This is a genomic window from Paraburkholderia sp. (genome assembly GCF_034668105.1).
Taxonomy (GTDB): domain Bacteria; phylum Pseudomonadota; class Gammaproteobacteria; order Burkholderiales; family Burkholderiaceae; genus Paraburkholderia.
The window spans coordinates 1-12,071 of record NZ_JAXDPY010000527.1; the positions used below are offsets into that span (position 1 = coordinate 1).

General features: G+C 62.1%; 12 protein-coding genes and 1 pseudogene. All 13 read right to left on the minus strand.

Going from position 1 to position 12,071, the window contains the following annotated elements; genetic code table 11:
- A partial coding sequence (locus QOC89_RS23520) for a nucleoside hydrolase (RefSeq protein ID WP_323047214.1) occupies positions 1–492 on the minus strand: 492 nt, incomplete at its 3' end.
- The gene (locus QOC89_RS23525) at positions 489–878 is read right to left on the minus strand and encodes a cytidine deaminase (protein WP_323047215.1); all 390 of its coding nucleotides are present in this window, start codon (positions 876–878) and stop codon (positions 489–491) included. The genes QOC89_RS23525 and QOC89_RS23520, both read right to left, overlap by 4 nt.
- A gap of 256 nt (positions 879–1,134) precedes the next feature.
- A pseudogene (locus tag QOC89_RS23530) lies at positions 1,135–1,792 on the minus strand (hypothetical protein).
- Positions 1,793–1,840: 48 nt separating this feature from the next.
- Entirely contained in the window at positions 1,841–3,271 is a 1,431-nt protein-coding gene (locus QOC89_RS23535; protein WP_323047216.1) for an efflux transporter outer membrane subunit, read from the minus strand.
- A gap of 10 nt (positions 3,272–3,281) precedes the next feature.
- Positions 3,282–4,862 carry a DHA2 family efflux MFS transporter permease subunit gene (locus tag QOC89_RS23540; protein ID WP_323047217.1) on the minus strand — a complete coding sequence of 527 codons (1,581 nt, stop codon included), beginning with the start codon at positions 4,860–4,862 and terminating at the stop codon, positions 3,282–3,284.
- A 7-nt stretch (positions 4,863–4,869) separates the two neighbouring features.
- The gene (locus tag QOC89_RS23545) at positions 4,870–6,030 is read right to left on the minus strand and encodes an HlyD family secretion protein (protein WP_323047218.1); all 1,161 of its coding nucleotides are present in this window, start codon (positions 6,028–6,030) and stop codon (positions 4,870–4,872) included.
- An 88-nt stretch (positions 6,031–6,118) separates the two neighbouring features.
- Complete coding sequence (locus tag QOC89_RS23550) at positions 6,119–6,541, minus strand: MarR family winged helix-turn-helix transcriptional regulator (RefSeq protein ID WP_323047219.1); 423 nt, start codon at positions 6,539–6,541, stop codon at positions 6,119–6,121.
- A gap of 82 nt (positions 6,542–6,623) precedes the next feature.
- A complete protein-coding gene (locus tag QOC89_RS23555; protein ID WP_323047220.1) occupies positions 6,624–7,046 on the minus strand; it encodes a MarR family winged helix-turn-helix transcriptional regulator in 423 nt (140 codons plus the stop codon).
- A 263-nt stretch (positions 7,047–7,309) separates the two neighbouring features.
- Positions 7,310–8,368 (minus strand): formimidoylglutamase, encoded by a 1,059-nt coding sequence (locus tag QOC89_RS23560; RefSeq protein ID WP_323047221.1) that lies wholly within the window; start codon positions 8,366–8,368, stop codon positions 7,310–7,312.
- On the minus strand, positions 8,365–9,138 hold the full coding sequence (locus QOC89_RS23565) for an amino acid ABC transporter ATP-binding protein (RefSeq protein WP_323047222.1): 774 nt from the start codon (positions 9,136–9,138) through the stop codon (positions 8,365–8,367). Before QOC89_RS23565 ends, QOC89_RS23560 begins: the two co-directional genes overlap by 4 nt.
- Positions 9,135–9,803: an amino acid ABC transporter permease gene (locus QOC89_RS23570; RefSeq protein WP_323047223.1), complete on the minus strand. Its 669-nt coding sequence runs from the start codon at positions 9,801–9,803 to the stop codon at positions 9,135–9,137. Before QOC89_RS23570 ends, QOC89_RS23565 begins: the two co-directional genes overlap by 4 nt.
- A gap of 16 nt (positions 9,804–9,819) precedes the next feature.
- Positions 9,820–10,575 carry a transporter substrate-binding domain-containing protein gene (locus tag QOC89_RS23575; protein WP_323047224.1) on the minus strand — a complete coding sequence of 252 codons (756 nt, stop codon included), beginning with the start codon at positions 10,573–10,575 and terminating at the stop codon, positions 9,820–9,822.
- An 83-nt stretch (positions 10,576–10,658) separates the two neighbouring features.
- Positions 10,659–11,408 (minus strand): IclR family transcriptional regulator, encoded by a 750-nt coding sequence (locus QOC89_RS23580; RefSeq protein ID WP_323047225.1) that lies wholly within the window; start codon positions 11,406–11,408, stop codon positions 10,659–10,661.
- Positions 11,409–12,071: the final 663 nt, after the last annotated feature.

The following is a 12,071-nucleotide window of genomic DNA, read 5'->3' on the forward strand; positions in this document are numbered from 1 at the left end:
GTGCGTGCCGAACGCGCCGCCCATGATCACCACCTGCTTGACGAGCGTAGCGATCCGCGGATCGTCAGCGAGCGCCAGTGCCAGGTTCGTCAGCGGTCCCACGGCGATCAACGTGACTTCGCCGGGATGCGCGCGCACCGTGTCGATGATGAAGCGGTGCGCGGGACGATCGTCGAGCGCTGCCGCTTCGCAACGGGTTTCACGCCCGGCCTCGAGCGCGATATTGCCCAGGCCGTCATCGCCGTGAATCCGGGCGAGCGGCTCGGGCGCCGCGCGTTTGAGCGGCGCAGCAGCGCCTTGTGCAACCGGCACGCCCGGGGCGAACCGGGCGGCCAGGAAACGCGCATTGCGCGTGGTGGTTTCGATCGTGGCGTTGCCGAATACGCTCGTCAGACCGAGCAATTCGATGTCCGGATGCCGTGCCTGAAAAACGAGCGCCATTGCATCGTCCACACCGGGGTCGGTGTCGTAGATAACCTTGTGCCTGCTCATGGATAGAATGCGTCCGGCAATTGTTCGCGCGCGGTGGTGTCGCGCGTCGCGCCGCGCAGATTGCCGAGGCGGATCGGCAATGCCGGGCCGCCCAGTTCGATGATCACCTGGCGGCATGCGCCGCACGGTGCGATCGGTCCCTCCGTATCGCCGATCACGGCAAGCGCGGCGAACTGCTCGCGCTGATAACCCGCGGCAATGGCGCTGAAAAACGCCGTACGTTCAGCGCAATTGCACAGTCCGTATGCGGCATTCTCGACGTTGCAGCCGTCGAATACCTTGCCGTCTCTGGTCAGCAGCGCGGCGCCGACCTTGAACTTCGAATAAGGCGCATAAGCCTTTTCTCGCGCGACACCCGCGCGTTCCAGCAGTTGTTCCATGTTCATGCAACGAGCCCCGCTTCAATTCAATTCAATTCAATTCAGCGTCAGGAACATGCCCGCCATCGTGGCGCTCATCAGATTCGAGAGCGAGTGGCAATGATGCTAAACGAAACTTGTGCTGCAGGAAAAATTTTAAATCGCGGGCGGCGCGTGTTGCTGAGTAACGGTACCGGAGTTAATACGCCGTGCATCTACATGGCGACGAATAGCCGAGGGGCGCGTTGGCGTTTCCGGACCCGGCAACGCGCCGCCGCCAATTTCAGATCACTTCCAATGCCAGCGCAATCCCCTGGCCGCCGCCAATGCACAACGTGACGATGCCGCGCTTCAGGCCGTCACGGCGCATCGAATGCATGAGGCGCGTCGTCAATACCGCACCGGTCGCGCCGATAGGATGGCCGTGTGCGATTGCGCCGCCTTGCACGTTGATCAGTTCATCCGCGATGCCGAGCTTGCGCGCCACGGCGAGGGGTACGGCGGCGAAGGCTTCATTGGATGAGCGAGTTGCCCATCCGGTAACCCCAGCGGCCGCCGTCGAGCAGATACGGTGCATGGTCCATGTTTTCCATCCCGCCCGCCACGGCCGCATCGCCGAAGCCGAGCCAGATTTCCTGGGCCGCGGACGCAATGGCCTGTGCGCCGGACCCGCATACACGATTGACCGTCAATGCAGGCACCGCGACCGGCACGCCGCCGCCAATCGCCGCCTGCCGGGCCGGATTCATCTTGTTGCCGGCCTGAATCACGTTGCCCAGCACCACCGAAGCCAATGCAGCCGGATCGAGCCCGCTGCGACGCAGCGTCTCACGCACCGCGACCGCGCCGAGTTCGGTTGCGGGCACATCTTTCAGCGATCCGCTGAACGCACCGATCGGCGTTCTCACCGGATTGCAGATCACAACTTCTCGCGTACTCATCATTCATCTCCAGTTGGACTACTCGATTCATCGCCACGTGCACGCGCATCAATTCGCCGATGCCGCCGTGACCGTGTCAGGAGCATCCCAGCCGCCACCCAGCGACCGGTATAGCGCCACGGCCGCGAGCGCATGCTCGCGTTTCGCCTGATTCAACGATTCCGCATCACGCAGATACGCTTCCTGCGCGTCGAGTACATCGAGGAAACTCGACGCGCCACCTTTGTAAAGCTCTGTCGACAGACGCAGCGCATGGCTCGATGCATCGAGCGCGCCGCCCAGACGTTGCACCTGCACCGCGCCACTCACCAGATCGCTGCGGTTGTCCTCGATTTCCTTGAGCGCCTGCAGCATGGTCTGTTGCAGACCAAGTTGCGACTCCCGCATCCGGCTCTCACTCGCGTCGATGTTCGCCGTGATACGCCCGGCGTTGAAAATCGGACTCGTGGCATTCAATGCAGCGCTAAAGAGGTTATCGGTCAGTGTCGGCAAGCCGAGGTACGACGAAGCCAGCAAGCCGTCGGCGAGATTGAGTTTGAACTGCGGATAGCGCTGCGCCTTCGACACGCCCACTTCCGCCGCGCGCTGTTCCACTGTCGCGTAGGCCGTGCGCACGTCGGGCCGCTGCAACAGCGCGTCGGACGGCAGGGTTTGCGGCACGCTTTGCGCGGGCACCGGAATGTCGCGTGCATTGGCCAGCAGCAAACCGTCGACGCTTTCCGGCGTGCGCCCCGAATACACCGCGATCAGACTCAATTGATGCTGCACCGTCGATTGCATGCGCGGGATCTGCGCCTGCAAGTCCTCCAGCTGGTTCTGCGCTCGCGCGACATCCAGTTGCGTCGATAGTCCGTAATGCAAACGCTGTTGCGTAAGCTTCAAGGCACGGGCGCGAATCTGTTCGTTGTCGCTGAGAATCTGCAATTGCGATTGCGCCCAACGCAGATCTATATAGGCCGCCGCCGTGTTCGCGGCGAGCGCCAGACGCAGTTGGTTCAAGGCCGCCTGACGGCCCGACACCTGCGCCTGCGCCGCCAGCACGGCGAGACGTTCGCCGCCGAAGACGTCCGGCGTCCAGCTCGCCGTCACGCCGATGCCGGCCTGGCGCACATAGCCGAGCGGCGGCGGGGTGTTCTGACGCGAGTCCGATGCGGTCGCGCTAGCGTTCAATTCGGGCAGCAACGCCGCGCGATTTTGCGTCGCAAGATCCTGTGCCTGCTTGACGCGTTCCACGGCGGCCTGCACGTCGAGATTGCCGGTCAGCACCGACTCGACCAATTGGTGCATGACCGGGTCGCCGAACTGCGCCCACCACGTGTTGGCGCTCACACTATCTTGCGGCGCGTCGACATTCCATGCGCTCGGCGCGACCGTCTGGACCGTATGCTGCAGGTCCGCGTGCGTCTCGGGCTGCACCGCGCATGCCACAAGCGTCAGCAGCGCCGCGCTCGCCAGTGCTTTGATAACGATTGGTTTCATGCTGGATTCCTCAATGAGCATCGGGCGGCGGCGCGGTATTACCGAACGGGCGCGAGAACAACACGCTCACCAAACCAACGACGAAACAGAGCGACAGCGCAAAAAACGTGTCGGAAAATGTGAGCACGAGCGCTTCGCGTAGCAGCAGCGCATGCAACTCGCCGAGACCCGCATTGGCCGCATTCAGCGCATTGCCGCCGAATGCCGCGAAGTGCGCGCTTTGCTGCTGCAAAATCGATTCGACCACCGGGCGCCCCGCGCTCAGGTGTTCGTCGAGCCGCTCGTAGTGGAGATTCAATCGATCATTGAGCATCGTGCTGCTCACCGCAATGCCGATCGCGCCGCCGAGATTGCGCATCAGATTGAACAGGCCGCTTGCCGAGCGCAGCCGCGAAGGTGGCAGCGAGCCGAGCGCCATCGTGACGATAGGTGGAATGCAGAACTGTTGGCCGATGCCGCGCAAGGCCTGCGGGATCAGTAGCTCTTTCCAGCCCCACTGACTCGTCAACGGCACATAGAGATAGCATCCGACACCGAACAGAATGATCCCGAACACCATCAACCATCGCATATCGATGACGCGCGCCAGCGTCGAATACGCGACCAGCGCGAGCAACTGAAATACACCGACCGACAGCAGCGCCAAACCGATCTGCAGCGAATCGAAGCCACGCACGCGCGACAGGAACACCGGCGTCAGAAACACCGCGCAGAAAATCCCGATGCCGGTGATGAACGACAGCAAGCTGCCAATGCCGAAGTTGCGAATCGCCAGCGCGCGCAAATCGACGATCGGTTCTTTCGCGGTGAATGCGTGCACAAGGAACAGAAAACCACAGATCGCTGCCACCCACGTGCACAACACGATCACGTCGTCGCCGAACCAGTTCTTGCGCGGGCCTTCTTCCAGCACATATTCGAGGCAGCCGAGAAAGCCGGACATCAACAGGATGCCGAGGTAGTCGCCTTTTTTCAGCAGCGAAAGATCGACCTCGTCGATGTGGACGTATTTCGGCACCAGCAGCGTGACGGCGAGGCCCGGCACGAGGTTCAGATAAAACAGCCAATGCCACGACCATTGCGCAGTGATCCAGCCGCCTATGACCGGACCGATGGTCGGCGCCAGCGTGGCCAGCGCGCCAATGGTGGTGGACGCAAGCAGCCGTTGTTTGCCGGGGAACAGCACGAATGCCGTGGTGAAAACCGTCGGGATCATCGCCGCGCCGAGCGCGCCCTGCAGACCGCGAAACAGGATCATCGAGTTGATGTCCCATGCGAGACCGCACAGCATGCTGGTGATCGTGAAGCCGAGCGCGGAGAACGCGAACAGCCAGCGCGTGGAAAACACTCGCGTGAGCCACCCGGACATCGGAATGACGAGAATTTCGGCGATCAGATACGACGTCTGTACCCAGGAAAGTTCGTCCTGGCTCGCGGACAATCCACCACCAATGTCTTTGAGTGAGGACGCAACGATCTGGATGTCGAGCGTCGCCATGAAGAAGCCGAGGCACATCAGCGCGAACGCGAAGAACTTGGTGCGCGTCGGCTGGTCGGCCGGATTGGCGAAGGAGGCGGGGACCTGAGTCATGATCGGTTTATCCGCGAGCCGGGGCATTGCCGGCGCCGGCGCCCCGAGGGAACTCCCCCACCCCGATGGACGTCTCCTTGGGGGACTGGGGGGCGTCGACGTGCACCTTCACGGTTGCCGAAAGACCGGGGCGCAACACGCCTTGCATGTCCTTCGGCACGTCGAGACGTACACGCACCGGTACGCGCTGCACGATCTTCGTGAAGTTGCCGGTGGCGTTTTCCGCCGGCAGCACGCTGAAGGTCGCACCGGTCGCGGGGGCGAGACTCTCCACCACGCCGTGAATCCGCTGGCTGGACGCATCGAGATCGACGTCGACACCATCGCCGACGTGCATCTTCTTGAGCTGGTCTTCCTTGAAATTGGCGTCGATCCACAGTCCGCTCGACGGCACCACGGTCAGCAGCGAAACGCCCGTGTTCGCCAGCAGGCCGACGCGTGCGGTGCGATTGCCGACGTAACCGTCGATCGGCGAGCGGATCGTCGTGTATTCCACGTTCAATGCCGCGACCCGCTGCGCCGCCTGGGCGGTGGCGATGCGCGCCTGGGCGTCACCGATCTGCGCGTCGAGCACGGCAATCTGCCGTTGCGCCGCAATCAGCCCGGCGCTGCTGCGCTCAACCGCGGCATGGGCCTTGGTCAGATCGGCGTCCGCGCGTTCGACGACCTGATTCGATACCGCCTCGTCCTTCACCAGTTCGCGATAACGCGTCTGATCGGCGGCGCTGCGGGTCAACTCCGCGCCGGAGGCGCGCACCTCGGCGGCCTGCTCGTTGATGGTGGCGAGCTGCAGCGACTTCTTCGCCTGCAACTCGGTCACGGCGGCCTGCGCACTCCGCACTTCCGCGGTGGCCTGCGCGAGGCGGGCATCGTAATCGCGCGCGTCGAGCCGGATCAGCACCTGATTCGCATGGACGAACTGGTTGTCGCGCACCAGCACGTCCGTGACGAAGCCGCTCACCTTCGGCGACATCACGGTGACATCGCCGCCCACGTAGGCATCGTCAGTCGTTTCGACAAAGCGGCCGACGAAGAACCAGTACGACGCAGCAAGCGCCAGCACGGCGAACACCGTGATGATGGCAAGCAGCATCCACGGAATGCGCCGGACCGGTTTGGCGGCGCTTGCCACGCTGGGCGGTGCAATAGTCGAAGGTGTAGTGGACATGATTTCCGAATGTGCGTATGCACTCGTTGAGCTAAAAAAACGGCGCGATGTGCTGCGCCGGGCTTGGCCCGCTTCATGCGAGCCTGATTCAAACCGGATCGCCTGTGATGGCGAACAACTCGGAGCGCAATGCCGCCGCGCGCTGTTCGCCGAAGCGACCCTCGAATTCGGCTTGCGCCGCATACCAATGCTTGCGCCCGGCTTCAAGACGCTCAACGCCCGCGGCCGTCAGTGCAATCGACAGCGCCCGCACGTCCGCCCCGAGTGTCTCGCTCGACACCAGGCCGTTGCGCCGCAACGGCTGGATTGTGCGAACCAGCGTGGTGCGCTGCATGCGCATGGCTTCGGCCAGCTGCTTCATGGTCATCGGACCCGTGCGCTTCAATCGGCCCATCAGCGAAAACTGCGTGATGGTGAGGCCGACGTTTCCAAGGTGACGGTCGTAAAGCTGCGATACATAGCGCGCGGCCTGGCGAATCGCAAAGCAGTCGTCGTCGAAGAGGCCGTCCATCGATGCACTTCCTTTTTCGGTGAGTGCGTATGCACACAAACAGGCGTACGAATGCTCGTTGGAACGAGCTCATACGCTCTGGCTACCCGGTGATGCTGAAGAGTTCTGCGCGCAGCACCTTGGCACGCGCGTGGCCGAACTTTTGCTCGAACTCGTCTTGCGCGGCACGCCATGCGATGGCGGCCTGGTCGAAGGTTGTTTCGCCCTTTTCCGTGAGACTGAACAGAAAGGTGCGGCCGTCATGCTCCGCCGATTCGGCAACCACCAGACCGTCGCGCTGCAACGGTTTCATGGCGCGAACCAGCGTGGTGCGCTCCATGACCATGGCGTCCGCAAGCTCCGCCATGGGCAGGTTCGGCGTGCGCGCGAGCTTGGCGAGGATCGTGAACTGCGCGGCCGTCAGCCCTACCGCGCCGAGATGGCGCTCGTAGATCTGCGTGACGTGTCGCGCCGCCTGGCGTAGCGCGAAGCAGTTGCATTCGTCGTAAGAGAGAGGACGCTTCATGCTGTGCAGTCTATATGTGCATACGCACAGAGTCAAGTTTACTTGCGTTCAAGGCGTACTCGGCGGGAATCGGGGCGAAACCGACAATCCGTGGACTCGAAGCCGGCATCCATACATACGTCTGTTTGAAATATCGACGTAAGCCCCGGCGCACGGCGGGAAGACCCCGTGCACGAAGAACGGCTCGCTGGAGTAATCCGGCGAGCCGTTTTATTTGGTGCGTTGCGCGGGCCGTCCTGCAGGGCGCGGTGCTGTGCTGTTCGCTAAAGCAACCGATAGGCCAAACGCGCAGCCGCCCTCGCCGTCCGCTTGTCCTGATCGAGCGATGGGTTGTACTCCGCAATATCCGCCGCGCGCAGCTTACCCGACGCACGCACGCGCTGCACCATCGCCTCGACCACCGACAAGGGCACGCCCAACGCGGCCGGCGCCGATACGCCCGGTGCCGTGGCAGCCGGGAGCACGTCGAGGTCGATGGTCAGATAGACGTCGTCCGCTGCATCCAGCAACTGCTGCAGATCGGCTAAACGCTGCGGCAATTGCGGTTCCTGCATGTCGATATCGAGCACGTAGCGCACGCCGAGTTCTGCCGCATGCGCGAACAGCGAAGCCGTGTTGCCAAGGTCGCTGATGCCGAAACAGGCGTAGTTGAACGGCACATCTCGTTCGGCGCAATCGTTCGCGATCTGGTCGAATGGCGTGCCCGAGTTAGCCGGCCGTTTCTGGCGCAGATCGAAGTGAGCGTCGAAGTTGATGATGAGCAGCTTGCGGGCTGTCTTCGCCGCAGAGGCGACCTTTGACGAATGTGCATCTCTATCCGCATTTGCGCCGCCACCTGCGCCTGCCGCCACAGCCACACGCTCCAGATGCATGCGCAAACCACAATACGTCCCCCACGCAACCTCATGGCCGCCGCCGAACACCAACGGCCGCCCGCCGCTCGCGAGCACCTCGCTCACCATGTTCGCGAGTTCCGCCTGCGCGCCTTCGAGGTCGCCGTCGTCGCACACCACATCGCCGGCATCGGCGAGTGCGGCCATCGATGTTTTCGCCGGCAAACCCGCGAGCGCGCGACGCAGTTCCTTCGGCGCATGCGCCGCACCGATACGTCCTTGATTGCGCCGCACACCTTCATCGGAACCAAAGCCGACGATCACCGGCGCATCAGTTCGAATACGCGGCGCAACACGCAAACCATCCTCATGCGGCATCACGCAGCCGAACGCAAACGGCACCATCTGATTGAAAACACGCCGCGTGTCGCCGGCTTCACCATCGTCGGAACGGCCGCTCCATACCTTTTCATCGAATGGAACTCTCATGCGCGCGACAACACCGCCTGCAGAAAGGCCCGCGTGCGCGGCTGCGAGGGCGCCGAGAAAATCTCGGCCGGCGGTCCGGCCTCGACGATCACGCCGCCGTCCATCACCACCACCACGTCGGCGACTTCCTTTGCAAAACCCATTTCGTGCGTGACGACCACCATCGTCATGCCTTCGCTCGCGAGCAGCTTCATCACCTGCAGCACTTCGCCGACCAGTTCGGGATCGAGCGCTGACGTGGGCTCGTCGAACAGCATCACGCGCGGTTGCATCGCCAACGCACGGGCAATCGCAACGCGCTGCTTCTGACCGCCCGACAAACTCGCCGGCATCACATGCGCCTTGTGCGCGAGGCCGACCTTTTCCAGCAACGCGATCGCAGCCGCTTCGGCTTCGGCCTTGCTGGCGCCCCGCAACATCCGCGGACCGACCGTGATGTTATGCAGCACCGACAGATGCGGAAACAGATTGAACGACTGAAACACCATGCCCACTTCAGTGCGCAGCGCATTCAGCGAGCGCTCCTTGAGCATCGCGCCCTGATCGACCAGGCGATGCCCGCAGATATCGATCGTGCCGCCTTCCGCCTCTTCAAGCCCATTGCAGCAACGCAGAAAAGTACTCTTGCCCGAGCCGCTCGGCCCGATCACCACCACCACCTGCTGCGGCTGAATGTCGAAGTCGATGCCGTTCAGCACGGTATGCGAGCCGAACGATTTGGTCAGCCCACGAATGCTGACGATAGGTTCAGCCACCTTCACGGTATTCATTGCACCATCCCTCCTGCACGCAAGCGGCGCTCCACACGATGCAGCGCGTAATTGGTCACCTGCGTCAACACCAGATACACCAGCGCGATGGCCAGATACACTTCGAGCGAACGGTACGACACGCTGATGATCTTCTGGCCTTCATGCATCAGATCGTCGATCGTCAGCAGCGACACCAGCGCCGAGTTCTTGATCAACGCGATGAACTCGTTGCCGAGCGGCGGGATCATTCGCACGATGGCCTGCGGCAGAATGATCGCGCGCATCGCCTGGCCCGACGACATGCCGATCGAACGCGCCGCTTCCATCTGCCCCCGATCCACCGACTGAATCGCGCCGCGCACGATCTCCGACACGTACGCCGCCGAATACAGGCCGAGCCCCAGCATCCCGCACACGAAAGCCGGCAACAGAATGCCGAATTGCGGCAAACCGAAGAACAGCAGGAATAGTTGCACGAGCAACGGCGTGCCGCGGAAGAACGTGAGGTACGCGGTGCAGAAGGCGTACACGACGCGCCGCTTCGGCGTGAGCCGGCCGATACCGATCAACAGGCCCAGCACACAACTGAGCGCGAGCGCGGCGGCGGTCACTTCGACCGTCACCAGCGCACCATGCATGATGTCCGGCCAACCGGCAATCACCGGCGAAAAATCGAGTTCCATTATGTTTGCTCAGCGGTTATTGCGCGGTGGGGCCGAACCACTTGTGGAGAATCGCCGCGTACGTGCCATCCGCCTTGATCTTCGCCAGCGCCGTGTTGAAGGCCGCCTTCAGTTGCGGTTCGTCCTTGCGCACGGCGATGCCGTAGGCTTCGGTCGTCAACTGTTTGTCCAGCACACGGAAGCCGCCGCGCGTCTTCACCAGCTGATAGGCGGCCGGCTTGCCGGTCACGGCGGCGTCAGCACGGCCGATCCCGACCAGGTCGAACATTTCCTGATTCTTCTCGACTTCCACGCGGTTGATTTGCGGGAAGTTGTCACGCAGGAAATTGACCGACTTGGTGCCCACCTGGACCGACACTTTCTTGCCGTTCAGGTCGGTGACCGACTTGACCGGCGAATCGCTTTTCACCAGCGCGACGAGGCCGCCCGCATAGTACGAGTCGGTGAAGTCGACTACCTTGGCGCGGTCGTCGGTGATGTAGATGCCGGAGATCGCCGCGTCGAAACGATGCGCGATCAAGCCCGGAATCAGGCCTTTGAAGTCGATGTCGGTCCATTGCACGCGTTTGCCCATCGCTTTCGCGAGCGCATTCATCAGGTCGATGTCGAATCCCGTGCGGGCGCCGTTTTCGGTGTACTCCATCGGCGGGAAGGTCGCGTCGGTGGCGACGTTCAGCACGTCCGGCGTTTGCGCCGACGCCGCGCCGGAAAAGCCGGCAAACGTCACTGCGACCGTGACGCATGCGAGGGACAACAGGCGATTCAGTTTCATGGGAGGGCTCCTTGTGGTTTGGTTTGGGTTCGTTCAGTTCGTTCGGTATCCAGATCGATACGGCGGCGAGCGGTCCGGCTCAATCAATCGGTTTGCATATGCCCGGAAATAGCGCGGGCCGTGCGTAGCGTCCCGTCGATGAATTGGCTTTCGCGGCCGATGGCGCGCGTGGAGGGCGCCATCAGCGTGATCGACGCGCTGCTGCCCACACCGCGTCCGCTGCGATGAAAGATCGGGGCGCTCACGCCCCATACGCCCGGGTCGACTTCGCTGTCGCTGACCGCGTAGCCTTGAGCGCGAATCCGTTCGAGTTCGGCTTCGATCGCGGCGCGGCCGGCGGGGTCGTTGTCGAACACAGTATCGAGGACTTCCGTACGCGCCTTGTCGGCCATGAAAGCCAGCAGCGATTTCGCCGAGGCGCCGGCTTTCAGCGGCACGGCGCGGCCCTTTTCGAACGAGCAGCGCAACGAGTGCTGGCTGTCGACCATTTCCAGGCACATCACCTGATGCTTGACGGCGACGACCAGCCCGATGCTTTCCTGCGAAGCACGCGCGAGTTGCTGCATTTCGCTGCGGCTCGCTTCGACGAGCAGCGAATTCACGTCGAAGCCGAGCGCGAGTTGCAAGCTGATCGGACCGGGCGCGTAATGGCCCGCGTTTTCCGCGACGAAACCCCAGCGCTTGAGCAAGGCGATCTGCCGGTACAGCGTGCTTTGCGCGAGGCCGGTGACGGCGAGCAGATCCTTGACCGACATGGCCTTGCCATGACTGGCGAGCGCCGCCAGCACCAGCAGCACTCGTTCAGCCCCTGTCACTCCTGGTTCCGCATTCACGATGAAACTATCCACGATGAATAACGGAATCAGAATGCCAGAACGTTCTTGAATTTCAAAAATCAGATTCCCGGGGAGTGGGAATGGAGGGAAAGGGTTTTCCCGGGGAAGGGGAAATGGGGCAGCGGTTGGCGCCGCGCGCGGGTCGAAGCTCACGTCAATTGTCCCCGACCGAACCAGCGCTTGGGCCACCTATTGCGCGGTGAAAAACGACGATGACCATTCAGACTCGCTCGGTCACGTATCAGTACCATCTTTTGCTTGACCCAGGTTTGAGAGACGCTGCCCACGAAATAACGACACCTACAGGGCACTCAAGGAATTGAGTCGCGTCAAGGAGGAATGAAATCACCCGAGTCTTAGCTCCGCTTTTTTCGTTGAGAAGATCCTAGAAAGTAATCCTTTACTTGAAGATTTTTAAGACTTCCCGGGGCTGCCGCCAATTCTTTGCAAAAAATGACAGCATTGTTTGGATTTTTATTATATTTTTCTCTCTGCGCTGCCGTTTGACCGCTTACTGAGAAGCTGCGATTTTAGCCCGCTGTGCTACAGATAAAAATTACGGTCGGCCGAACACGCTTGCATACATCGCTTCGTTTTTTAATTTATCACTCGCCTACCGAGACCATTGGCCGGACGGAAAATAAAGTATGTCAGATATAA

Bases quoted from the DNA above. Each gene is read 5' to 3' on its own strand.
- QOC89_RS23525 (WP_323047215.1), bottom strand. From the start codon at position 878: ATGAACATGGAACAACTGCTGGAACGCGCGGGTGTCGCGCGAGAAAAG.
- QOC89_RS23535 (WP_323047216.1), bottom strand. From the start codon at position 3,271: ATGAAACCAATCGTTATCAAAGCACTGGCGAGCGCGGCGCTGCTGACG.
- QOC89_RS23540 (WP_323047217.1), bottom strand. From the start codon at position 4,862: ATGACTCAGGTCCCCGCCTCCTTCGCCAATCCGGCCGACCAGCCGACG.
- QOC89_RS23545 (WP_323047218.1), bottom strand. From the start codon at position 6,030: ATGTCCACTACACCTTCGACTATTGCACCGCCCAGCGTGGCAAGCGCC.
- QOC89_RS23550 (WP_323047219.1), bottom strand. From the start codon at position 6,541: ATGGACGGCCTCTTCGACGACGACTGCTTTGCGATTCGCCAGGCCGCG.
- QOC89_RS23555 (WP_323047220.1), bottom strand. From the start codon at position 7,046: ATGAAGCGTCCTCTCTCTTACGACGAATGCAACTGCTTCGCGCTACGC.
- QOC89_RS23560 (WP_323047221.1), bottom strand. From the start codon at position 8,368: ATGAGAGTTCCATTCGATGAAAAGGTATGGAGCGGCCGTTCCGACGAT.
- QOC89_RS23565 (WP_323047222.1), bottom strand. From the start codon at position 9,138: ATGAATACCGTGAAGGTGGCTGAACCTATCGTCAGCATTCGTGGGCTG.
- QOC89_RS23570 (WP_323047223.1), bottom strand. From the start codon at position 9,803: ATGGAACTCGATTTTTCGCCGGTGATTGCCGGTTGGCCGGACATCATG.
- QOC89_RS23575 (WP_323047224.1), bottom strand. From the start codon at position 10,575: ATGAAACTGAATCGCCTGTTGTCCCTCGCATGCGTCACGGTCGCAGTG.